General features: G+C 61.9%; 23 protein-coding genes. 14 read left to right on the top strand and 9 right to left on the bottom strand.

Translation table 11 applies throughout. From position 1 onward, the window contains the following. Positions 1-67 precede the first annotated feature (67 nt). Positions 68-1039 carry a carbohydrate kinase family protein gene (locus NGM68_RS06880; protein ID WP_252700907.1) on the bottom strand — a complete coding sequence of 324 codons (972 nt, stop codon included), beginning with the start codon at positions 1037-1039 and terminating at the stop codon, positions 68-70. A 242-nt stretch (positions 1040-1281) separates the two neighbouring features. Between NGM68_RS06880 and dpsA the strand changes: the two genes are divergently transcribed. The 3 genes from dpsA (at position 1282) to NGM68_RS06865 (ending at position 5136) form a co-directional block, all read left to right on the top strand. Further along, positions 1282-1827 (top strand): DNA starvation/stationary phase protection protein DpsA, encoded by a 546-nt coding sequence (gene dpsA, locus NGM68_RS06875; protein ID WP_252700906.1) that lies wholly within the window; start codon positions 1282-1284, stop codon positions 1825-1827. Positions 1828-1942: 115 nt separating this feature from the next. Continuing rightward, on the top strand, positions 1943-2221 hold the full coding sequence (locus NGM68_RS06870) for a UPF0058 family protein (protein WP_252700905.1): 279 nt from the start codon (positions 1943-1945) through the stop codon (positions 2219-2221). 302 nt (positions 2222-2523) lie between these two features. Beyond that, a complete protein-coding gene (locus NGM68_RS06865) occupies positions 2524-5136 on the top strand; it encodes a DUF7527 domain-containing protein (protein WP_252700904.1) in 2613 nt (870 codons plus the stop codon). Positions 5137-5145: 9 nt separating this feature from the next. Here NGM68_RS06865 and NGM68_RS06860 read toward each other — a convergent pair whose 3' ends face one another. Continuing rightward, the gene (locus tag NGM68_RS06860) at positions 5146-5451 is read right to left on the bottom strand and encodes a hypothetical protein (RefSeq protein ID WP_252700903.1); all 306 of its coding nucleotides are present in this window, start codon (positions 5449-5451) and stop codon (positions 5146-5148) included. A 292-nt stretch (positions 5452-5743) separates the two neighbouring features. Between NGM68_RS06860 and NGM68_RS06855 the strand changes: the two genes are divergently transcribed. Continuing rightward, a complete protein-coding gene (locus NGM68_RS06855; protein ID WP_252700902.1) occupies positions 5744-7126 on the top strand; it encodes an adenylosuccinate synthase in 1383 nt (460 codons plus the stop codon). Between the two features lie 76 nt (positions 7127-7202). Here the strand turns inward: NGM68_RS06855 and NGM68_RS06850 are convergent, their stop codons facing one another. Continuing rightward, positions 7203-9290 carry a hypothetical protein gene (locus NGM68_RS06850; protein WP_252700901.1) on the bottom strand — a complete coding sequence of 696 codons (2088 nt, stop codon included), beginning with the start codon at positions 9288-9290 and terminating at the stop codon, positions 7203-7205. A gap of 68 nt (positions 9291-9358) precedes the next feature. Then, positions 9359-10888: a sensor histidine kinase gene (locus NGM68_RS06845; RefSeq protein ID WP_252700900.1), complete on the bottom strand. Its 1530-nt coding sequence runs from the start codon at positions 10886-10888 to the stop codon at positions 9359-9361. A gap of 159 nt (positions 10889-11047) precedes the next feature. On the opposite strand from NGM68_RS06845, the gene NGM68_RS06840 reads away from it, so the two are divergent. The 6 genes from NGM68_RS06840 to NGM68_RS06815 all read left to right on the top strand — a co-directional run bounded on the left by NGM68_RS06840 (position 11048) and on the right by NGM68_RS06815 (position 14527). Next, positions 11048-11251: a methytransferase partner Trm112 gene (locus NGM68_RS06840; protein ID WP_252700899.1), complete on the top strand. Its 204-nt coding sequence runs from the start codon at positions 11048-11050 to the stop codon at positions 11249-11251. Between the two features lie 8 nt (positions 11252-11259). Next, a complete protein-coding gene (locus tag NGM68_RS06835) occupies positions 11260-11889 on the top strand; it encodes a DUF7524 family protein (RefSeq protein ID WP_252700898.1) in 630 nt (209 codons plus the stop codon). Between the two features lie 123 nt (positions 11890-12012). Further along, complete coding sequence (locus tag NGM68_RS06830) at positions 12013-12453, top strand: DUF7471 family protein (protein ID WP_252700897.1); 441 nt, start codon at positions 12013-12015, stop codon at positions 12451-12453. Further along, on the top strand, positions 12450-12962 hold the full coding sequence (locus NGM68_RS06825) for a winged helix-turn-helix transcriptional regulator (protein ID WP_252700896.1): 513 nt from the start codon (positions 12450-12452) through the stop codon (positions 12960-12962). The genes NGM68_RS06830 and NGM68_RS06825 overlap by 4 nt, the downstream gene beginning before the upstream one ends. A 99-nt stretch (positions 12963-13061) precedes the next feature. Then, the gene (locus NGM68_RS06820) at positions 13062-13460 is read left to right on the top strand and encodes a DUF7522 family protein (protein ID WP_252700895.1); all 399 of its coding nucleotides are present in this window, start codon (positions 13062-13064) and stop codon (positions 13458-13460) included. Positions 13461-13537: 77 nt separating this feature from the next. Continuing rightward, positions 13538-14527 (top strand): AIR synthase family protein, encoded by a 990-nt coding sequence (locus NGM68_RS06815; RefSeq protein ID WP_252700894.1) that lies wholly within the window; start codon positions 13538-13540, stop codon positions 14525-14527. Positions 14528-14544: 17 nt separating this feature from the next. On the opposite strand, the gene NGM68_RS06810 is transcribed toward NGM68_RS06815, so the two are convergent. The 3 genes from NGM68_RS06810 to nirK all read right to left on the bottom strand — a co-directional run bounded on the left by NGM68_RS06810 (position 14545) and on the right by nirK (position 17829). Beyond that, positions 14545-15783 carry a lactate racemase domain-containing protein gene (locus NGM68_RS06810; RefSeq protein ID WP_252700893.1) on the bottom strand — a complete coding sequence of 413 codons (1239 nt, stop codon included), beginning with the start codon at positions 15781-15783 and terminating at the stop codon, positions 14545-14547. Positions 15784-15886: 103 nt separating this feature from the next. Then, positions 15887-16390: a DUF2062 domain-containing protein gene (locus NGM68_RS06805; protein ID WP_252700892.1), complete on the bottom strand. Its 504-nt coding sequence runs from the start codon at positions 16388-16390 to the stop codon at positions 15887-15889. Positions 16391-16743: 353 nt separating this feature from the next. Beyond that, on the bottom strand, positions 16744-17829 hold the full coding sequence (gene nirK, locus NGM68_RS06800) for a copper-containing nitrite reductase (protein ID WP_252700891.1): 1086 nt from the start codon (positions 17827-17829) through the stop codon (positions 16744-16746). A gap of 269 nt (positions 17830-18098) precedes the next feature. Here nirK and NGM68_RS06795 point away from each other — a divergent pair, with 269 nt between their 5' ends. Further along, a complete protein-coding gene (locus NGM68_RS06795) occupies positions 18099-18707 on the top strand; it encodes a cupredoxin domain-containing protein (RefSeq protein ID WP_252700890.1) in 609 nt (202 codons plus the stop codon). Between the two features lie 190 nt (positions 18708-18897). Here the strand turns inward: NGM68_RS06795 and NGM68_RS06790 are convergent, their stop codons facing one another. Continuing rightward, positions 18898-19071 (bottom strand): hypothetical protein, encoded by a 174-nt coding sequence (locus NGM68_RS06790; RefSeq protein ID WP_252700889.1) that lies wholly within the window; start codon positions 19069-19071, stop codon positions 18898-18900. 58 nt (positions 19072-19129) lie between these two features. Further along, entirely contained in the window at positions 19130-19714 is a 585-nt protein-coding gene (locus NGM68_RS06785) for a hypothetical protein (protein ID WP_252700888.1), read from the bottom strand. A gap of 154 nt (positions 19715-19868) precedes the next feature. Between NGM68_RS06785 and NGM68_RS06780 the strand changes: the two genes are divergently transcribed. From NGM68_RS06780 to NGM68_RS06770, 3 genes are all read left to right on the top strand, one after another. After that, complete coding sequence (locus NGM68_RS06780; protein WP_252700887.1) at positions 19869-20861, top strand: ribose 1,5-bisphosphate isomerase; 993 nt, start codon at positions 19869-19871, stop codon at positions 20859-20861. Between the two features lie 256 nt (positions 20862-21117). After that, the gene (locus NGM68_RS06775; protein ID WP_252700886.1) at positions 21118-21945 is read left to right on the top strand and encodes a DUF63 family protein; all 828 of its coding nucleotides are present in this window, start codon (positions 21118-21120) and stop codon (positions 21943-21945) included. Between the two features lie 115 nt (positions 21946-22060). Further along, entirely contained in the window at positions 22061-22948 is an 888-nt protein-coding gene (locus tag NGM68_RS06770) for an ATP-dependent ribose-1-phosphate kinase (protein WP_252700885.1), read from the top strand. Positions 22949-22955: the final 7 nt, after the last annotated feature.

Here is a 22955-nt window from a genome sequence, read left to right as displayed (position 1 = left end):
ATGGCGACACGGAATTGCGAGCCGGGTAGTCAGCGTCGGCTATACCCAGTTTCCGTGGATCGACCCGTCAGCTCTCGTCAACCGACTCCAGGAACGCTGCAGCAGTTGCTCGAATCGGCAGCGCCGTCATCGCCCCCGGTTCGGTCGTCGCCTGGGCGGCAACCGCGCTGGCGAACGCGAGCGTTTTCTGGAGACTGCGGCCCCCGCGGAGCGAGTCGATGAGACCGGCGACGAAGGCGTCACCGGCACCAGTGGTGTCGACTACGTCGACGTCGAAGCCGGGATGCTCGAGGACGAGGTCGGGTTCGAGTGCTCGCTCGTCATCATCGGTGACGACCATCGCTCCCTCGCTTCCGCAAGTGAGAAAGACGGTGTGTGGCCCGAGTTCGAGTGCGTCTCGAGCGACAGCCGTGGGTGTCGCGCCGGTACAGCCGAGGGCCTCGAGTTCCTCGACGGTTGCCTTGCAGACGTCCGTGTGGGCGAGCGCTTCGCGGCCGACCCGCCTGAAGGTCGCTTCGTCGGCCCACAGTTCCGGTCTGAAGTTGGGATCGAACGACACCGTACAGCCCCGGGCAGCGGCCCGCTCGAGCAAGTCGAACGTGGCCGCTCGCGATCGGCCGCTCGAGAGGGTGACGCCGCCGGCGTGCACCCACTCGAGTTCCTCGAGCGTCGACTCGTCGATAGTGCCCGGTTCGAGACGCGTGTCGGCCGTATCGTCGCGGTAGAACGAGAACGTTCTATCCCCAGACTCGTCGTGGGTGACGAACGCGAGGGTCGTCTGGGCGTCCGGATCGATTTCGACGAACCGATCTGTGATCCCGTGTTCTGCGAGTACTCCAGTAAGGTAGTGACCAAATGGATCGTCGCCGACCCGGGTCCAGTACGCCGGTGGATGCTCGAGACGCGAGAGGGCGACGGCGACGTTTGCCGGTGCTCCACCGGCCCGCCGTTCGAACCCTGATACCGACGAGAGCGGCCCCGGCCGGTCGGGAAGAAAGTCGACGAGCGTTTCGCCGGCTACGAGCACGGACTGGTTCATACCTCAGTATCGGCGACCACGCTGTATAATGGCACGGATTGGGTCGAGATCCTGCCGGCGAGCACCCGGGCGCAAGCGGGGACCTGCGTGAAACTCCTGTCGAACTGACTGTAGCGGGCAGCGACTAAACGTCTCTCTCGAGTAATTATTTTCGTCGAGTGGGAAACAATGGTTCTTAATAACGAAGAATAATTTTCTAATGGGAAGGGTTTAAGGGTGTTGACGGCGTACCTTCGAACGAGATGAGTACTCAAAAGACCGTCCGCCAGCAGGCCGATACCGTCGAGGAGAACGCCCTACGACTCGAGCAGGAGAAGGCCGAACAGATCGTCGACGCGCTCAATTCCGAACTCGCGAACGCGTACGTCCTGTACCACCAGCTCAAGAAACACCACTGGGTCGTCGAAGGTGCAGAGTTCCGCGACCTGCACCTGTTCTTCGAAGAGGCCTACGAACACGCCGAGGAAGGCGCTGACCTGATCGCCGAGCGTGCCCAGGCACTCGGTGGCGTCCCGGTATCGGGCCCGACGAACCTCGAGCAACGCGCGACCGTCGAGTTCGAGGGCGAGGACGTCTACGACCTCCGGACGATGATGGAAAACGACCTCGAGATGTACGGCGACATCATCGAATCGATGCGCGACAGCATCGAACTCGCAACGAACCTCGGCGATCACGCGACCGCTCACATGCTCCGGGAGATCCTCTTCGAGGTCGAAGACGACGCTCACCACTTCGAGCACTATCTCGAGGACGAAACGCTCGTCCTCGAGCAGGCCACGCACTGATCGTCGGACACCGACGAAGCGATGTATTTCCCTGCGGACGAGTCACCAGCGTTCGGACGAATTTGCCACGCTGAGCCACACAACTCTTAACTTGGAACCGTTCATACTCGCGTGTATGCATAAAGACGAACTCCTCGAATTGCACGGCGAACTCGTCGTCATCATGGAGTACTTTTCCGACCGCGAGAACGTCGATGCCGGCCTCTTCGATGCCTACCATCAGCTCGACGTCGATCCGGACGACGTCCACAAATCGAAGAGCGAGCACAAACACGCCGTCTTCGTCCTCGGAAACGCCCTCGCGAACGCGATGAGTCAGGACGAGTTCTCGAGCGCCGGTCGGATCGGCAAGCGGATGCAGGAGCTCGCGGACGACGCCGAGTCGAAGATCTAAGCCTGGCGAGGCTCGAACTGGACGCTCCTCGATGCGATCAACGCAGGCAAGAATCGGCACGCCCTGGTGAGCGCGGTTCCGTTTACTCGCTGATGCAGCACTACTATAGTAGCCACTGGAAGTCAATGCACATCCGATCGCAAGCGGAGTCTGCGACCGGTGTGTAAATCGTTTCAGTCGTTACAATAGCCACTGCACGTCTTGCCCACCTGATCGCCAGACGTGTCGGCGATCAGTATGTGACTCATGTCAGTTGGTGCTATAGGCGAAACGTATTTACACCGGTTCCCGCTTGTTGAAATATGGATCCGCGCACGCAAGAGCGCGTCGAACGATGGGAGTCCCGTTCGTATTCGGGCGGCTACGACGGACTCGCCTCGCTCGCCGACGAGGACTTTTCGGGTGCCATTACCGCTGGTGGTACCTGGGCCTTTATGCTCAACGGCCGTATCGTTGGCGTCGTCGACGGCAGCCTCGAGCAGTTCGACGGGGCGAGCGGGACAGCGTACGACGCACCATATCCCTCGTTGCCGCTGCTCTGTACGATGGACGAACAGGGTGGTGAGACCAGAGCGAAGTACTACACGAACGACACGCCGCTGAGCGAGGTCGACGAAACCCTCCAGCAGGGATCGTTTACGGGGTACGTCGAACTCAGTGAACAGGTGCTCAGTGGTGATTACTATCTGATCTACTACGGGGGCCGACGGATGGCCGCCGCCTACATCGGTAACGCCGAACGCCTCTTGACCGGCGACGAGGCGTTCGACCGAGCCGACGACGAAGTCGGTATCTACGAAGTGATCGACGTCGATATCGAGATTCAGACGATTCCTGGAAGCGAAGCGGCGTCAAAATCAGAGCCAGCGTCAGCGTCAGAGTCGGGGTCAGAACCGGCGACCGCCAACCCATCGGCCGCTACAGGGGGAGAAACCACAGCGAGCCACCACCAGTCGGCAACCGGGGCCACCGAACCAGACGTCGCCGACACCGAGGGAGAAGCCACACTCACCGACGCCTCGAGCGGCATTACGACGACTGAGCCAGCCCCTGGCGACGAAACGTCGTCGGGGATAACCGATGCCCAATCTGATGCCGATGTCCGGACTGATGCCGATATCAGTGGTGGCGGTGATGATGACGGTCGAGCGAAAACCGAAACCGAGGCGGCGCCAGCCCAGCCGATGCCACCGACCGAGGCCACTGACGAGACGACACCGGACTCAGGTGCCAAAGCCGGCGAAGAGTCGACGTCAGACCCAACCGACTCCCAACCCGCATCACCGGAACGACGAACCGATACCCCCGAAGGCGTCTCTGACACCGAAGAAGTAGCCGACGGTAACGAGTCGGAGCCGGCCCAGCCGATGCCACCGGCCTCGAGTGACTCCCTCGACCCGGACGACGTCGAGGCCGCCGCGACCGAACTCGAGGAAAGCGATATCTCCTGGTCGGAACCTGACGACGAGCAGACCGACGGTACTGAAACCGACGCGTCAGCGACGGACGATCCGCTCGAGGAGCGGTTCAAACAGGAGGCTCGATGGCAGGAAACGCGGCGCATTCCCTCGATCGATCCAGCGAACTCGACGAACGCCGAGCGCCCAACGTCTGCTTCTACCGGTCGATCACGCTCACAGAGCCATCGGAAGAGTGGGCGGCGTGGATCCGCCGATGCACGTTCGAAGGAGCCAACGGAATCGACCGACCGATCTGGTTCCTCTACCTCGCCAGCCACGTCAGAGTCGGGCCCACAGAACAACGCTCAATCGCGCTCGCGCTCGGGCACGGACTCGGGAACGAACTCCAGTGGCCGTGACTCGACGCCGAGTGGGACGACAAATCGGAAGCAGCATCGGAACCAGAACCGAAATCGGTCGCGATCACAGTCGCCGACTACCTCACGAGAGACGCTCGAGCAGGACATGCTCGAGCGCGAAGACAAGATCGATCGGCTCACCCAGCGCGTCGACGAGCTCGAAGCGGAGAAATCGACCCTCGAGGAGCAACGACAACAGCTCGCCACCGAGCGCGACGGCTACCGCAACGAGCGCGATCAGTTACAACAGGAAACAGAGGAACTCTCGGCCACCGTCACCCGATTGCAACGGCGAATCGAGGAACTCGAGACCGAACTCGAGCGCGTGCGATCGAAACGCGAGGCGGGCGTCCCACTCGACGGCACGGAGTTGTCGCCGTCGGAGGCGCTCTCCGGAACGAACCTGTTCGTCCGCTACGCCTCGAAAAGTCAACCGACGCTGAAGACGGCACACGAAGAGAACGCTGAGCGCAACGCCGTGGTCGAGAATTTGCGGCTCGAACACCACACGCAGTTCGAAACTAGCGACGTCGTCGTCGACGGGCAGCCGTACGAGGAGTTCCTCACCTCCACCATGGAGTACCAGTTCGTCGACTGGCTGACGGCGACGCTTCCGTTCGAGATTCGAGATACGGGCCACGCCGACGGACTCAGCGACCTGTACGACGTCTTGCCCTACGTCGACCGGGCGGAGTTACACGCGTCGATATCCCTCGCCGACGACGAGACGGAAGGTGTTCCCGAGTCGGTCACCTTCGACGTCGTCGCCTTCGACAAAATGGGGAACCCGCTCGTCGGGGCAAACCTCAACGACTCGCGTGATCCGGCGAGTCGTGAGATGCTCGAGACGCTCGAGGAATCCGCGTCGGCGGTCAAAGCGAACCACAACGAGTTCGGCGCGGCCTTCGTCGTCACGTCCAGTTTCTTCGAACCGGGCGCACTCGAGGTGACCGAACAGGTCACCGGCGGTGGGGGCTTCCTCAGTCGGGACTCACGACTCAGTCACGTGTCGCTGTCGCGAAAACAGGGTGGATACCACCTGTGTCTCGTGGAATCGCGCTCAGGCGGCTTCCACATGAACGTTCCAGAGCTGTAGACGAACCGGTTAGCCTTCGACTTCGGCGACGTCTTCGATTTTCATGGCCTCGAGTTTGGTGACGATATCGTCGAGTTTCCCGTCGAGTTCGTCGACGAACTCGACCGTCCGCTCGGTTTTAATCGCACCCTGACTCGAGGGCTCGATGAGGTTCTCCTCTTCGAGCACGCGAAGCGAGTAGCGTACCTTGTGGTGTGGGTAACCCGTTTCGTTCGACATCTTGACGATACCGATCGGTTCGTTCTCGATAACCATCTTCAGTACCTGCAGATGTCGTTCCAGCATATCGACTTCCTTCTCCAGTCGGTCTATCATGGCATTTGTTAACTTGTCTTTCCACCTTTTAAAGATTGCCCTCGAGTGGCGGCAAAATCAGTAGCAAACCGATCATCGGTTGTGACAGTAGTTAACGTTTCGGGTTCACCACAACAGTTCAGGGCCATCCGGTATGACGGATCGCGGATCCCGACGGGACGGTCGTATTCACGACCACACAGATTTTCCACCGAAAAGCCCCCGCGATATGCACGTGTGTGGATAAATCTGAGGGGCACGCTCCATCTAGACCGTAACCGGTTTATCGGCTGGGAAAGAATCCGCCGCTGTTATGACCGTCACTATCGTCGGGTCGCAACTCGGCGACGAAGGCAAAGGTGGCGTCGTCGACCTCTATGGCGACGCCGCCGACATCGTCGCGCGCTACCAGGGCGGCGACAACGCCGGCCACACCGTCGTCTCGGACGGCGAGAAGTACAAACTGTCGCTGGTTCCCTCCGGGGCCGTCCGCGGGAAAATCGGCGTCCTCGGAAACGGCTGTGTCGTCAACCCCGAAACGCTGTTCAGCGAACTCGACCAACTTCGCGAACGCGGACTCGAGCCCGACGTCCGCGTCGCCGAACGGGCACACGCGATACTTCCGTACCACCGCGTCCTGGACGGGATCGAGGAGAAAGAGAAAGCAGACCTCGCCGCGGGAACGACCGGCCGAGGAATCGGACCGGCTTACGAAGACAAGATGGGGCGACGCGGCGTCCGCATTGGCGACCTCCTCGATCCTGCGGTACTCCGCGAGCGCCTCGAATACGTCGTCCCCCAGAAACGCGCACTGGCCGAGGACGTCTTCGGCGTGACGCTCGAGGGCGAAACGGCCGACGCGTTCGACGTCGATCACCTCTTCGAGAGCTATCGCGCCTACGGGGAACGCCTCGCCACCGAGGGGATGACCGTCGACTGTGGCACCTTCCTCCAGAACCGCATCGACGCTGGCGAAAACGTCCTCCTCGAGGGTGCACAGGGAACCTCAATCGACATCGACCACGGCGTCTACCCGTACGTGACCTCCTCGAACCCGACGGCTGGCGGTGCGTCCGTCGGGACTGGACTCGGGCCGACTGTCGTCGGCCAGGGTGAGATTATCGGTATCGTCAAGGCCTACCTCTCGCGGGTCGGAACCGGCCCACTCCCGACCGAACTCGGCGGTGTCGAGGGTCAGACGCCCGACTACGACTCCGAGGGCGTCGACGAGGAAGACGAGGCCGAACAGTTGGCAACCTACATCCGCGACGAGGGCGGGGAGTACGGCACCGTCACCGGCCGTCCCCGCCGAGTCGGCTGGCTCGACGTACCGATGCTGCGCCACGCCGCCCGCGCAAGCGGCTTTACCGGACTGGCAGTCAATCACATCGACGTGCTCGCTGGCCTCGAGGAAGTAGAGGTCGGCCATAGCTACGAGTTCGACGGCGAGGAGATATTCACCGTCCCGCCGACGACCGAACAGTGGGGTCGGTGTACGGCAAACTATCGGACGTTCGACGGCTGGCCCGAGGTCGACTGGACTGCGGTCGCCGAGGAAGGCTACGAGGCCATCCCTGAAAACGCACGCACCTACCTCGAGTACCTCGCCGACGAACTCGACGCACCGCTGTACGCTATCGGGGTCGGGCCGGGCCGGGAGCAAACGGTGATTCTCGAGCGGCCGTACGACAGCTAGCTGCTCGGCTGTGAGACTTCTTATAACGGTACGTGTCGAACACCGAACGCTGATGGGGAGTTGACGCGACGATACGTCACGCGACCGGGAACGCGAGTTGCTGGTGTTCCTCCGGCCAGTAACAGCGCCCCGCGAAGTAGATCGGATGTGGAATCCCGTCGAGGCTGTCGATGAGATCCGCCGTTTCTAGGTCGTAGGACAGAACAGCCGGCTGGAATCGCTTTTCTGCACCCAGGTTGGGATACCAGTGAGCACCGACTGGGTCGATCGAGAACGGAACGACCGTCATACGGGCGCGTTCGCCGTTTTGGTAAGGTTCGAGCACGTGGATCGGGCGTGGCAACCACTTCGTGCTGAATCGGTGGGCACCGTCACCGACGACCGTCTGTGTGGACGGTGGTGTCGGTGACAACCGACGCCGACACTCGGCCGCCGTGGCGATGCTCTGTCCGTACAGGACTAACTCGCCAATCAAGGTCGGAACCCGATCGGAATCAGGCGACTCTGGTGTTGCAACGACGCCAGCAACGCTACCCGTCTCGATGAGGTTCAGTGCGACGTCGCTCCCGTCTGTCGTTTCGAGCTGAAACAACTGGACATTGTTCGTCGAGAGGCTGGCTGGCTCGAGCACACCGTCACGACAGTGGAGTCCGTCGTCGTCAGCGTGACCGACGAACTGGAGGAAGTCGGCACCCTCCCTGAACGCCTCGTGGAGTTGTGACCGGTTCGGATCGTCGAGTCGCCTGACGTGTGGCGATCCAATCTCGTCGCGACGAGCGTATCGTTCGATCACCTCCTCTTTCGTCTCTTCGGACAGTGAACGGGCGAAGACGACGACGACGGAGTACAACTGACGCTCCTCGCTGAGATACCTGAGGCGGTTCTCGTATGCCGAAGGCATGGACACGAATGAAGCGGTCTCATCCGCGGCTTCGAGATCTGTGGCCATCGTATTCGAACACGAGAGCGATCCGCGCATTCGCGTGATATTGTGTAATTCGTCGGCGACGGGACTCTCGGTGGAGACGATCGTCTCGGTCGAGCCCCCGTTTGGCAGTTCGATGGCGGCCATATCGTTGAGGAGGTGGGGGAGTTGGGCCACGCACTCGACGTTGGGTTCGACCGTCATTCGGTACGGCCATGGTGGTAACACAGAATCGATAGTCGCCGCCGGAAGCGAGAGATAGTGCTCCAGACGCGACGCGATTGGCGCATCGAACAGTGGCTTGAGGTCGATGCCGGCGTCCTCGAGAGTGGTTGCTTCGACGACCGAAAGCTCCAGGTCGGGTACCCAGGAGGTAAGCATGTCGAGGAAAAAGACGCGACGAAGCATGTCGATCGACTGACGCTCGAACGCCGGTAACGGATCGAATTCGTAGGAAACGTCGGCATTCGGGATAGCCAACACCGGGGCTGGCTCATCAGTGATCGTGACGGTCGCCCCGAGGTAATACGCGAGCGGGGCCGCCGGAAACAGAAACTCGAGTCGATCCGGGACGCGCAGTTCGATCCCCGTATCTGGCGTTGCGTCGACGACGTCTGGTGGAACCACGGTCTCCTCGCCGACCGAGATCAGTGGAGGATATCCTCGATAGTTTCGGTGCACGCGGTCGACCGAGATGGTACTGATCGAGGCGCTCATGTGTGAGAGGGCAGTGGCGATGCCACGTGTGGTCGGCTCGATGGTGAGTTCGTGACGGGGATATTCGAGACTCGTCTTGAAGCCGATCGATACCGTGGTCGGGTGCGGGAACGACAGGACGAGCGACGAACCCGGACGGTTCGTGATCGTCGCCGAGCCGTCGAAGCGAATGTAGACGAAAAAGGATTGCTCGAGTCGACAGAGGTACTGGCCGGCCGGGAGCGCCAGCCGTGTCGTGTCCCCAGCATTGACTTCTGTCGACTGGACGGGCTCGTGATCGTGGTTTGCGTCCGTTCCGTAGAACTCACCATCAAGTCGTTCGACCCAGAAGACGTTCTGGAGGGGGTATCGGAGCTCCGAAAGGCGGCCAGACACGTGTCCGTCGATTGGTTTCTCGAGGTCGTAGCCGTCCTCGATCGGATCCCAGCCCGTCAATCCGAACGATAGGTCGTTTCCGGCGATATCGGTGACGTCGAGTGTGGTATCCGTACTTTCGATTGAAAGTAAGTTACTGTCGATCATTCCATCACGTGCTCACGCGTACTGCGGCGGTTGTACGTCCGTGTCGTTCATCGGCGGTCATCACCATCTTACGGAGGGATGCCCGAGGCGTGTTCGGGTGGATCTCGATATCGAACCCCCGTAATGGCGAATCGGGCACCGCCCATGGTGCCGTCAGAGACGTTGACCGACCACTCGTGCTCCTCAACGATACGTTTGACGATAGCGAGTCCGAGGCCAGTATTAGCCGTTTCCGACGTATATCCCGACGCGAAAATGTCTTCGCGGCGCTCCGACGGAATGCCCGAACCATTATCCTCGATACCGAATCCGTCCTCGTCGGTGGTGACTCGGACGATAACCCCCTCGTCGGATTCGTCGTCCGAGGCCGCGTGTTCCACAGCGTTGCGGAACACGTTCTCGAACAACTGGAGCAGTCGGTTCGGATCGGCGTCGATCCAGCCCTCGGCATCATCGAGTTCGAGCTGTGCGTATCGGGTCTCGACGTGTTCCCACGCTCGAGTCGCTATCGAATGGAGGTGAACCGGCTCGAGAGTGTCAATCTGATTGGTCTCCCTGGCGACCGTCAACACGTCATCGATGAGTTCTTCCATCCGACCGTGTGCTTGTTGAATCTCTGTGACAGCATCGTGATCGTCGCCGAGTTCGTCGCGGACGAGTTCGAGGTATCCGTTGGCAACAGCGAGTGGATTACGGAGATCGTGACTGACGATACTCGCGAACTGATCGAGTCGTTCGTTCTGTCGTTCCAATTCCTGTTCTCGTACCTTCAACGCCGTCAAGTCGGTGTAGATGCGGTACCCTCGTTCCTGATCGGCGTCCGTTGCAATTGGGACGGTACGGAGTAAAAACGGACGAGGGCCAGTGGCGGTCTCCACGACGATCTCGACGTCCTCGTCTCCACTGACGTCCCCAGCAGTCTCCCCACGGTGGCCGGGGGTGTGTCCGTCCTGCGTCTCGAGCGCGGCAGCAATCGGCTCACCGACGACCGCCTCGACGTCGAGCCCGAACACGCGGACGAACGACGTGTTGACAGTCTCGATCCGGTGCTCTCCGTCGACGACGCGATACTGCAAGGCAGCGTCTGGAATGTTTTCGAACAGCGCCGCGAACTGATCCCGTTCCCTGCTCAGTGCCGTCTCGTAACTCACTCGAGCGAGGGCGTTGACGACGGTCGTGACCAACAATTCCCCGAGTTCGCGGTCGAGCGTCGAGAACGCGTTCGGTTCACACGAGAGAAACTGGAGGACACCCCGATCCTCGATAGGAATAGACAGCACCGATCGAAAGGTGTCACACGAGGGGACGGCCACATCATCCTCCGCCAGGTCACCAACCACGTGTGTCCGCCCCGTTTCGAACGTCCGACCGGCGATGCCGTCGGCTGCTGAGAGCGGTTCGCCGGGCACGAGTCGTGTCGAGTGGACTGCCCTCGGAACGAGGTGTTCGCCCTCCTGAGTGACGACGCTCGCCGCCTCGAAGTTCAGAACGCGTGACGCCGCCGTGAGCGCGTGGTCGTACACTTCGTCGGTAGACTCACAGGACTCGAGTTCGGCGGCGATATCGCCGAGGCGGTCGACATCGTCAGCAAAACGCATACCTGACATGGCACGGGGTGGGTGGGGACAGCATCGACGTCGGATACTGCGTGGGGTAGTTCATGTGATTACCATAACTCTTCACAGGTATGATAGTTGCGGCCGTCCAGTCAATTCCGTTCCCGAAGCCTTTTGCTGTATGCGGTCTCCTGTCGAACTATGAAAGAGTCGCTGCTGGAAATCCTCTGTTGTCCGCTCGACAAAGACGACCTCACACTCGAGATGGCCGAATACGACGGCGACGAAAGCGACGAAATCGTCTCCGGCACGCTCGTCTGTGTGGGCTGTGGCGAACGGTACCCAATCGAAGATGGCATTCCCAACCTCCTCCCGCCGGACATGCGAGAGGAGTCGCCAGCATAGGTGGTCACGTGTCTCCCGACGTAGTCACCGTCACCGCCGATCGAACCGGCACCGACGAACTCACGGCAAGTGCGGCCGCAGTCGAGGCCGAGGGGCCACTCGAGGTACACCTCGAGAGTACCGGTGGGCCGGCACACGTTCACGGCCGCCTCGCTGGTGATCTCGCGAACGTCGCCACACTCGAGGCATTCGGATCAGACGATGGCGATGGTGCCGACGGGAACTACTACGTTGCACCGGACGAACCGAGGAAACTGCTCGTCGATCTCGAGCCGACGACCCTCACACGCCCGATCGAGGGAACGCTCGTTTTAGCTACCGGCTACGGTGCCGTCGAGACGACGATCGATATTCGACTGGTTCCCGGCCCGCGGCCAGTAGACGTCGATAAACAACTCGGCGAACCCGCTCGTCAGGACTCCGAACAGCCAGCACTCGAGGCCGGGCTCGAGCGAGTCTCCGCCGTAACGAGGCTCGATTCCGGTACGCTCGGCGTGGCCGTGTTGGCGCTGCTGGCGGTGGTGCTTGCCTGGTCAACGGCGGCCGTCATCGGCGGCACGGCGGCGTACGTCGGTGCCGGTATCGTCGCGATCGGCGTGGTTGTGGCCCTGGCGTTACTCAGTGGCGCCCTCGAGTAACTGGGTTGGATCGACACCCAGATCGGTTCAGAACGGCACGCTATCTGTTTCGAAGAGCGGTGCTGAGTAGTACGTTCGTCGAAAAACCGAGCCAGCAAAGAGACTCGAGCGACAACCGAACGTATGTACTCGATCGTGTCGCCGGAGTTGCGCTCGACGGGGCAGACCACGTCGGGAAGCATCCAAGGGTGGCTCGCTCCCGTCTGTCTCGAGACAGCAATCGAGTCCGAGCGTATCGCCGGCGACTGGTATCTCCTCCTCTTGCTCGCCCTCTCCGGAATCGTTTCGGTCGTCGTCTTTCTGCTCGCCGCATCCGCGTTCCGCCGTCGAAAGTCGGTTCCATACTTGCTCATCACGGCTGCACTCGGAGCGCTACTGGTGCGACCGATTGTTGGCACCGGCACGGTGTTCGGCTACGTGTCGATGCGAACTCATCACACCGTCGAGCACCTCCTGGATGTCCTGATCGCTGGCTTCTTGCTGATGGCGATCATCTCTGTCGGCCGCCTGGAGCCCAATCGATCAGACCCTGACGGGACACCCGATGGCGGTGAGCGTCGATGAGCGAAACTCGACGCCGGATCTACCGAGCGATCACCGCTGACCCCGGCGTTCACTTTAACGCTCTCGTTCGTGACCTCTCGCTCGCACCGGGACAGATTCAGTATCACGTCAGGCGATTGATCGAAGGTGGTGCGATCGTCAGACACGAACGATTCGGGCGAACGCATTACTTCGCGCCGTCCTACGACGAGTGGGAACGCGACGCGCTGTCGATTCTGCGTCGGGAAACGGCAGCAGCGATCACGACAGCACTCTATAGCAAAGAGAGCGCCCGGCCGAACGAACTGGTGGAGACACTGGGCATCCCACGAAGCACCCTCGAGCACCACGTCGGCCACCTTCGCGAGTGTGGGGTCGTCGAGCGGCGATACGAGCGGGGCAACCGCGTCGTCCTCTCGTTAACGCGTCCCGCAGAGACGGTCGCGTTGCTCGAGACGGTTGATCCACATCCGGGTTCGCGGCTGGTCGATAGACTCGAACGGCTGGTCGATTCGTTGCTCGAGGGGTGAGGGGAATCGTTGCTCGAGGGGTGGTCGATTCGTTGCTCAGGGGGACGGTGCGCTGTCGACACCGATACCACTTTGCCTGATAAGGTGCTACCGGCTGGCATGGACGATTCCCTGCTGACCCAGACCGCCCGTGAGGAACTCGTCAGCGCCTGCCGGACGACCGTCGGTGACGAACTGCGAAGCATCACCTTCTTCACCGACGATGGGGTCGAGCAGGTGTATCTTCGCTCCGACCTGAGCCGGACGGCGGATCTCGTCGGCTTTGCCGAACAGGAACGGCTGGGATTTCGCTCACAGCAAGCCTATCGAGAGACCCAGCTGGGGGAGTACGTCGCCACGGTTCGGATGTTCGAACACGGGTATCTGGTTCGCGTCCTCGACGAATCGAGCGGCGTCTGGGTGACGGCCGACTCGATGTCGATCGAGCGGTTCGAGGAACTCGCCTCGGTGCTCAAACCCGTGCTCGCCGACCTCGAAACCGAGCCAGCGAGTCGCTGAGTCGACCGACACCAGCCCCCTGAGACGATCGACCGGCCTTCGACAGCTACAAGCCCCACTTTACCCACGGTGGTCGTATGCCCGGCAAAGTTCACCCTGACGCACTCATCGAACACGTGTTCGGACGCACCGGCGAGGCCGACGACACCGTCCTCCTGGGACCCGCAGAGGGTGAAGACGCTGCGGCCATCGACTGGCCCGGCGGCACCCTCGTGGTGAGTTCGGATCCGATCTCCCTCGCCGCCGCCGAAGTCGGCACCCTCGGCGTCCACATCGCCTGCAACGACGTGGCCGCCTCCGGAGCCGATCCGCGCTGGCTGACGACCGTGCTGCTGTTACCAACAGAGAGCGACGACGCCACCCTTGAGACCATCACCCGCGATCTCGACGCGGCCGCCCGCACGATCGGCGCGACGATCGTCGGCGGTCACTCCGAGTACGTCGACGCCCTCGAGCGCCCGCTCGTCTCGCTCACGGCCCTCGGCGCGGCCGACCGCGTCGTCCCCACGGGTGGAGCCGAACCTGGCGATCACGTCATCATGACGAAAGCCGCCGCCATCGAAGGGACGGCGATCCTGGCGGCCGATTTCGGCGACCAACTGGGCATCGACGAGGCGCTTCGAACCCGCGGGGAAGCGTTTCTCGAGGAGATCAGCGTCGTCCCCGATGCACGAGCCGTCCGATCGTTCGCGACGGCCATGCACGATCCGACCGAAGGCGGCGTTATCACCGGCCTGCTCGAGCTGGCGCGCGCCTCCGACGTCGATCTGATCGTCGACCGGGCGGCCGTCACCGTCCGCGAGGAGACGGCGACGCTGTGTGGGGCAGCCGACGTCGATCCCCTGGCGATCTTCGGTTCTGGAGCCCTGCTCGCGACGGTTCCCGAAACCGACCTCGACGACTGTCTCGAGGCGCTCGAGGCTGCCGACATCGAAGCGGCTTCGATCGGTACGGTGCGAGCACGTGCGGGAGAGACGCCGACGCTCGCCCTCGACGGCGAGTCGATTGTCGATCCGGTAACCGACGAGCTGTATCCACTCTGGGAAGCGGCGGATGCCGGCGACTAACGTCCCTCGGGGGCAATTCAAATTCGACTCGTCCTGCGAACGAACAACGTATTGAGTGCGTCCGGGACGACGAGGACGTTGCTCCCCGGTTCGACCGCCGAACCGACGTCGTCTGCTGCGGTCATGAGACACTCCTCCACGACCCCAGGAGCCTCGCTATTAGTAACGAACACTTCGTGATCCCGGAGGACGCGTGTGAGGACGAATGCTCGCTGGGCGCCGGGCTCGTACCCCTCGAGCAGCCGTTTATAAAGCGAGTCGGGATCTGGCGCACGTGCGAGCTGTCGGTAAAATCGCCGTTCACCCGTTCCCTCACCAGCACCCTCCGGAAGCGCGGCGGGAACGACGAGGCGGCCACCCCGTCGAAGCGGGTTGTGATCGCCGAGGGCGACGTACGTCGCGGCTCGACTGGCCTGATACAGGTTTGCGTCTTTGGGTGCCCCGACACCGCAGACGACGGCGTCGAACTCGCCGTCCTCGAGCGACACTGCCAGGGCGTCTCGGGCCGTCGCGGCCAGCTCGCTCACCACGGCGCGGTGGTCGCCCGCGCTGACGCCGATGACTCCCGTGGGGCCGTGTGTCAGGTTGAGGCAGAAATCGACGTCGACCAAGTCGCCAGCCCGGTCGAGAACTTCCCGGAACGGGTTGCCGTCGACTCGCCCCAGTCTGACGCCGTCTCGAGCGAGCACGTCCGGGCCGTGGGTGTAGCCGATGAGTGACTCCCCACCGGCCCCGATGACGACGGTTTTCGCCCCGCCGGAAAAACCCGCGTACTGGTGGGGTTCGACGACGCCAGTCGAGCAGACGACGTCGGCCTCCGCAACCGGCCTTCCGATCTTGACTGGGCAGCCGTCGACCGTCCCCACCTCGACCGTCCGCTTCGGGTCGTGGTTTCGGGCGAGATCCGCATGGGGGCCGAGCATCCGCTCGATCTCGTCGTCCGTCATCGGTCGGTGGAGACCGAGGCCGATCACGACCATAATCTGCTCGCGAGCGATCCCACAGTCGGCCAACTCCTCGAGTAAAACCGCGAGCAACACGTCGTCCGGGACGGTTCGCGTCCCATCGGTCACGACGATGGCCACCTCGTCGTCGGGGTCGACGCGGTCGGCGAGCGACGGGCCGTGTGGTGCCTCGAGCGCCGTCGTGGCCGCCGTGTGCACGTCGATCGGTTCGGTCACGGCCGGCTGGGCGACGGTAACGGTACAATCCGGGAGCGACACGGCAACGGAGTCGTTCCCGAGTGGGAGTTTCATGGGCGGGGTTCGTCGCTCGAGCACAAAGAACTACAGGAACACGGGCTCACGAGAGCAGGTGATCTGAATCCAGTCGTGAACAATCGGAACGGCGTGAACGACGCTACTTCCGCGAAAAGAGCAGCGACATCGTCGTCGAGATCGAGGACGCATTCCGTTCCTCTTTTCGTTTCCGATGCGCCTGGGTCAGGTGGTAGACGGTCACGTAGCTCGCGAGCGCGAGGACGATCGCGATGATCAGGTTGCCCACGAGGATGAGCTGCACGATCGTGAGAACGGTGTCGAGATGCACGTTATTCACCGTCAGAACTGGCTCGGTGCCGAAAATGAACGCGCCGACGTGATAGCTCGCGAGGTAGACGGCCGGTTTGATCAAGGGATTTAACACGAGCACCGAGGCGAAGATGGCCGTCTTGCTCACCCAGGACCACCAGTAGACGAACAGGAAGAACAATCCGATACCGAGTCCGCCGCTGGGCATCGCAGTAATAAAGATTCCAATCGCGAAACTCGCCGCAATCTCGTGTGGCGTGTGCTCCTCCCGGAACGCCGCAAGGAGTTCCCGGCGGACGCGATCACGATATCTGGCGAGTCGCTCACGAACCATAGTGGTTCACCATCAGGAGGTTGCTTTGGAAGGGGAAAAACGTATCGACAAGTGAGAACGTGTGTCAATACCGGTTCTGGGGCGTGAATTCCGTAGCAGGCACCTGGAACGGCTCTCGTTGGAGAAAACCAGTACCGTAATATGACGGGATACTTTCAATATGTGTGACAGATTTGCCGACACGAGGAACAGCCGTTCGAGGCAGTGGTCGAGAAACGGCGACGACAATGCCCGATCACTCCCCGCTCGAGTGTGACCAGCCGACCGTAGCATCGACGAATCGATAGACGGACACGCTCTGTGAGACGGTACTGAGCCACACCCACCGCTCGATCGAGACGCCGTTTCGAAGATCACGGGTCGGGATTGTAGATGTCCGGTTCTGCGTCCCCGTCTACCTCGAGGGTCGCCAGGTTCCCCTTCCGAACGACTCTCGAGAGGGCGTGATCGACGAGGTGTATTGGCCCGGGGACGGGTGTCTCGATCTCGGCGGCGGAGACCGTTCCGGGGGGCACTGGCGTTGTTTCGACGTACCGATCCGGTTCTGACGCGAAGCTTCCGTCCCGATAGTAGGTCTCCCAGACGTTCCCGATTGCGTGCCACGAACACGTCAAGTTCGGGCCGCCGTTGGCGAAGAAGATCCGGATGCGTTCGCCTTTCTCCACGTCGACTGGGCCGTACGGCCCGTCCTGGGCGTAGGCGTATGCTTCCCCGTTCGTCAACACGTACGTCGGGTCTTCGTCGGCCATCGCGCCGAAATCGAACTGGTGGTGGCCTTCCTGGCCGGGGTCGCCGTTCGTGTACAGTTCGTGCTGGCCGAAGTAGAGTTCTCGATCGACCGACGGCAGTCCGTCTTCCGGTTCGACGAGGATCGCCCCGAACATGCCCGCGCTGATGTGCTGATCCATGTTCGGCACCGCGCAGTGGTAGATGAAGATCCCCGGGTACTCGGCACTGAACTCGATTTTGGCGGGGTCGTCGCCGGGCGCAAGCGTCGTGTCCTCGGCACCCCCGCCAGGCCCGTACACCGCGTGAAAATCGACGTTGTGGGCGTCGATGTTCAGGTCGTCGGGCACTTCGAACGTGAGGTGAACCGTATCGCCCCGGCGGACGCGGATCAACGGCGCGGGAACCTGACCGTCGAACGTCATGTATCGGAAGGTTACGCCAGGTTCGACCTCCGCGACGTACTCTTCGCTCGTCATCGTGATCTCGTGGTATCGTGGCTCGTCCCAGTCCACCGGATCCGGAACGTCGGTCGGATCCGCCGCGATGCGGTCGACGTCAGTGTCTTCTGGCGAATCGAGTTCGTCCTCCCTGTCGGCATCGTACCCGTCGTCATCGTCGTCTTGCGTGACCTGGCTCGCGAAAAACAGCGCACTCCCGCCGCCGATTCCCTTCAGGAACTGTCTTCGAGCCGAACCCAATGTGATGGTCATGTCGTCCCAGGATTCCGTCTGTCTTTGAATAAAACGGTGGCTTGCAGCCGTTGGTGTGATCGACGTTGTTGGGTCGATAGACTGCCTTCGGAGTAGTTTACCGCCGAAAAGGGCACCTTACAGACGGAAATCTGACTGCGCTTTCACGCACCAAAGATGACAGTTCATCGAACAACGGTCGTCCTTGATGTAATCAGCGGTTTCGACTACTCTGCACGCAAGTGACGGGCAGTCACTTATCCATCTCACAGCGGTGTTCTACAACCACCATGTCAAACGATTCTACGTACTCTCGACGGCGATTGCTACGACTCAGCGGCGTTGCCGCTGTAACTGCGATTGTCGCCGGCTGTACCGACGAAGGCCCGGGCGAAGAAGACGACGGGGTACCGGACGACGACGTGACGGACGATGAAACGGAAGAAGACAACGGTGTGACGGACGATGAAACGGAGGAAGACGATGCAGATGACGAGGAGGAGGATGAAGACGACGAAACCGTCGACGAAGACGAGGAGGAAGACGAAAACGGCAACGGCGACGGAGAATCCATCGAACCCGGCACCACGATCGTCTTCGACGGCCAGACCGAGGGGTGGGAGGGACTCGAGCCCGATGCGATCGAAGGCGAAACGAACCCGACGCTCGTCCTCGAAGCCGACGAAGAGTACGAAATCGGCTGGGAAGAGGGTGACGGTGCCGCTCACAATATCGAAATCTGGGACGAGGACGAAGTGGTCGTCGACGACCTCGAGACTGACGTCACGGATGACCCCGACGAGGATCAGTTCCTCGAGTTCACCGCGAGCGAGGAGATGGCCTACTACGTCTGTAATCCACATCGGACGACGATGATCGGTGAAATCGACGTCGAATAAGCAGGGCTCGAGATGATTTCGAACAGAGGCCACCAGTAACGGTGCCTTCCTCCGATCGGATTTCGGAACAAGCGCCTGCAGAGACCAATCCGGTCAGTACCGAGAACGAGCGTGTTTCGTCGACGACCGGCGTTAGAGGCTCAACCGACAGGAAAGGCGATCACCGGTGAAGAGCCGGTGAAGCCAGTACTTATCGCTCGAGTTCGACGATCAGATCCGTCGCGATCCAGCCGTCGGTGTTGTTCCGTTCGGTAAACACTGCTTTGCCGGGTCGCGGTTCGTGGCAGGTAACGAGTCGATCGAGTGCAGCAGTCAGATCACCCTCGAGAGCGTCGTCAGCATTCTTCCGGGCGGGCACGTCCATTACCAGAGATTAGGTGAGCCTAAACCTAAATACGTTTTGGTCAGTTTCGTTCCACGGCTCACTCGAGTACCTCGAGCAACGAGGCCGATGCGGAGGTCTTTCGTCGGTTGAAGTACATCACCTTCGCCCGGAGGATGTCACCCTCCGAGACGTGCTTGGGGACGTCCTGGACGAAGACGACGAACCCCTCGACCTTGCCGACGGCACGACGGTCGCCCGAGTGGTGAGTCTCGAGTTCGAGGACGCCCAGTCGTACCTCCTCCCCGATGTCCACTGGCGGCTCGCGCTCTCGAGCGTCCTGATGGGCCTGCCAGGAACGAGAGATGTCGTCAAGGTCGCCATCGGCGAACTCCTCGACAGCGTCCTCCCAGTCGGCACCGGCGGCGACGACCGCATCACACAGCCGTTCGAACGCTTCCTCGTCAGTGACCTCGCCCGCTTCGGCCACTCCAAGGAGCACGTCGTAGGCTCCGATCTCTTTCAACTGGTCGACATCGTACAGTTCTGACGACTCGAGATAGGCGTCGACGTCGGCCGCGCTCCAGGGCTCGGCGGGTTCGGTCTCGTGCCCGCGGCGCACGATCCAGAGGGCGAGGGCGGTGACGGCGAGGGCTGCAACGACGCCCGCGATCTGTAACTCCATATCCGTTGGCACCTTCGAGTGAGTGAGCGACTATAACACCTGTCGTTTCCATCTGCCGTCCGACTCGAGCGAAAGCTGCCACTCCATCTCATAGATGGCGTGAACGCAAATTACCGTCCGCGGGCTTTTATTATCGGGGGACGAACGAACGCGCATGACCTCCGAAACGCCCGACGTCGCTCCGAGCGTCGAATCGACGGCCGTCGACATCGCCGACATGGAGATCCGCGGCGCTGCCACCATTGCTGACGCTGCTGCAGCTGCCCTCGCTGCTCAAGCAAAGGCTTCGGATGCCGAGAGCACCGAGGCGTTCAGAGCGGAACTCGAGGCGGCAGCGACGACCCTCTATGAAACGCGCCCGACAGCAGTTAGCTTGCCGAACGCGCTCCGGTACGTCCTGCGCGGAATGGACGGGGAAACGGCCGCTGAGATGCGTGCGGCGACGATCAACCGCGCCGAGCAGTTTCGGGACGATCTCGAGGCCGCCCAGGAAACCCTCGGCAGCGTCGGTGCCAACCGGTTGCGGGACGGCGACGTCGTCATGACCCACTGTCACTCGACGGACGCCCTCGCCTGCGTGGAGGCGGCTATCGAGGACGGTAAACACATCGAAGCCATCGTCAAGGAAACCAGACCCCGTCTCCAGGGACACATCACCGCCCGGGAGTTGCGCGCGATGGGCGTCCCGGTGACGCTCGTCGTCGACAACGCCGCCCGCCGGTACCTGGACGAAGCCGATCACGTGCTCGTGGGTGCCGACAGCATCGCCGCCGACGGCAGCGTCATCAACAAAATCGGGACGAGCGGACTCGCGGTCAACGCCCGTGAGCGCGGTGTTCCGGTGATGGTCGCCGCCCAGTCGATCAAACTCCACCCGGATACGATGACGGGCCACACCGTCGAAATCGAGATGCGCGACGAACGGGAGGTGCTCGAGGCGGACGCCCTCGCGACCATTGCCGACGGTTCCGGGGACGAACCAGGTACCGACGGGGGGCTGGTCGTCGAAAACCCGGCCTTCGACGTCACACCGCCGCGCCACGTCGACGCCATCGTCACCGAACACGGACAGTACCCTCCGGAGAGTATCGTGATGCTCATGCGCGAGTTGTTCGGGGAGACGACGACCGATCCCTGGACGCAGTAACGGCCGGAAGCTGAAGTGAGCGGGTAACGCTCTCGAGCCAGCACCACTCCCCAATCCGAAGACGTCCTTCAATAGCCATCCTCGGGCCTGAGGACAGCTCCCTGTCGCCAGCTTCTGGGGACGAAGACGATCTCGAGACGAGTCACCCGATTCGTCTTGCCGATCAAGCCCGTTGGTCGAGGGGCCACGGGAAGATGACAACCGAACATCAACGATAACCGGAAACTGTTTTACGCTGGTCTGTACCTATTGTGCTATGGTGTTTCCAGAGGGGTTTGTGATCCCACCGTGGTATATGGTGGTACCGCTGCTGGTGGTGCTCTCGGGAATCGTCGCCCTCCTGTGGGTGCTGGAACCGCCGGTGACTGACGAGACGGTTATCGCCTTCGCACCGTGGATGATGCTCGGCTCGACGTTCCACGTACTGTACAAACTCGAGGAGTTTCCCCCGAGCATCGAGTTACTGTTCAGCGCGCCGACGGTGTACGCGACGACGGCGGCAATCGGCGGCTTCGCCTGGATTGCCGGGAGCTTTCTGTACGCGGCCGGATTACAGCGTTCGATCGAACGGTTCGTCGGGATCACCGGAACGGGATTCGTCGTGGTGTTCGCGATGTTCACGATCATCGCCGGCTGGCAGGTTGGGAACTTTGCCCCGCTGTGGCCCGTCATAACCATCGTCGTTACCGGTATCGTCGCCGCGATCGCGTGGCTCGCGATCAGCCTCTGGCAGACCGAGGTCGCAGCAATCACCAGCCTGACGGGTGCGCTCGTCGTGTTCGGACACGCACTCGACGGTGTTTCGACGGCAATCGGCTACGACATCCTCGGTGCAACCGAGGAGGTACCGGCATCGCAGTTAATCCTCGAGGTTGGCGGTATGTTGCCGACAGCCGAGTACATCGGTGCCGGCTGGCTATTCATCCTCGTGAAGGTCGCCCTCGCGCTCCTCATCGTCACACTGTTCAAGGAGTACGTCCGGGAGGAACCCCGTCAGGCACGACTTATTCTCGCCCTGATCGCCGCGGTCGGCCTCGGGCCAGGAGTTCACAACCTCCTGCTCTTTACCGTGAGCATGGGGTAGCCCCGGTCACGCCCCAGCGCGTACAGCGACCTGGAAACAACCATTCGATATCTCCATCGGGCTGGCAGAGACGATAACGTTTTTTGGGCGGCTCTCGTCACTCTACATCCACCGAATGGTTACCGTACTTACCGCCGGTCACGTCAACTGGGACGTGACGCTTCGCGTCGACAATTTCCCCGAGCCGGACGGTGAAGCCGCCATCCGATTACAGCGCCAGTCGGGGGGTGGAAGCGCCGCCAACGTCGCCACCGCCCTCGCCGGGCTCGAGGTCGACACCGGCCTTATCGGCAGCATCGGCGACGACGACAACGGATTACTCGCCAGACGCGAACTCGAGGCCACGGGCGTCTCGCTCGATGGTCTGCGGATCGTCGAGGACGCCGACACGGCAGTCAAGTACATTCTGGTCGACGACGCCGGTGAGGTAGCCGTGCTCGGCAACGACGGTGTCAACGAAGCCGTCCGCCCGGACGACATCGTTCCCGAGCGGATCGAGCGTGCCACCCACATCCATCTGACGAGTCAGCGCCCGGAGACGGCGAGCCGACTCGCCCGCCTGGCCAGCGAATCCGGAGCGACCGTCAGCGTCGATCCCGGCAGACGCCTCGCCAGTCGAGATTACTCCGACACGATCGAACTCGCCGACATCATCTTCCTCAACGACCGGGAAGTCGAGGCCATACTCGAGGAAACGTATTCCGTCTCGGAGTACAGCGATCGGATCCTCGCGATCAAGTACGGCGGCGACGGTGCCGAAGTACACACCCCGACCGGCTCGGTTCACCATCCGGGATTCGATATCGACCCGGTCGACACGACCGGGGCCGGTGACGCGTTCGCCGCGGGCTTTATCGCCACCTATCTGCAGACCGACGACATCGAGCGCGTCCTCGAGTTCGCGAACGCCTGTGGGGCGCTCGCCGCGAGTACTGAAGGAGCCCGCAGCGCGCCCACGTCAAGCAGCGTCGACGCGTTACTCGCCGCACAACACGAGCAGTAGTGCTTGC

It is taken from the genome of Natronosalvus vescus (assembly GCF_023973145.1).
GTDB classification, from domain to species: Archaea; Halobacteriota; Halobacteria; order Halobacteriales; family Natrialbaceae; genus Natronosalvus; species Natronosalvus vescus.
Note: the sequence above shows the minus strand (reverse complement) of the source record. Positions and strands in the feature narration are given on the sequence as shown.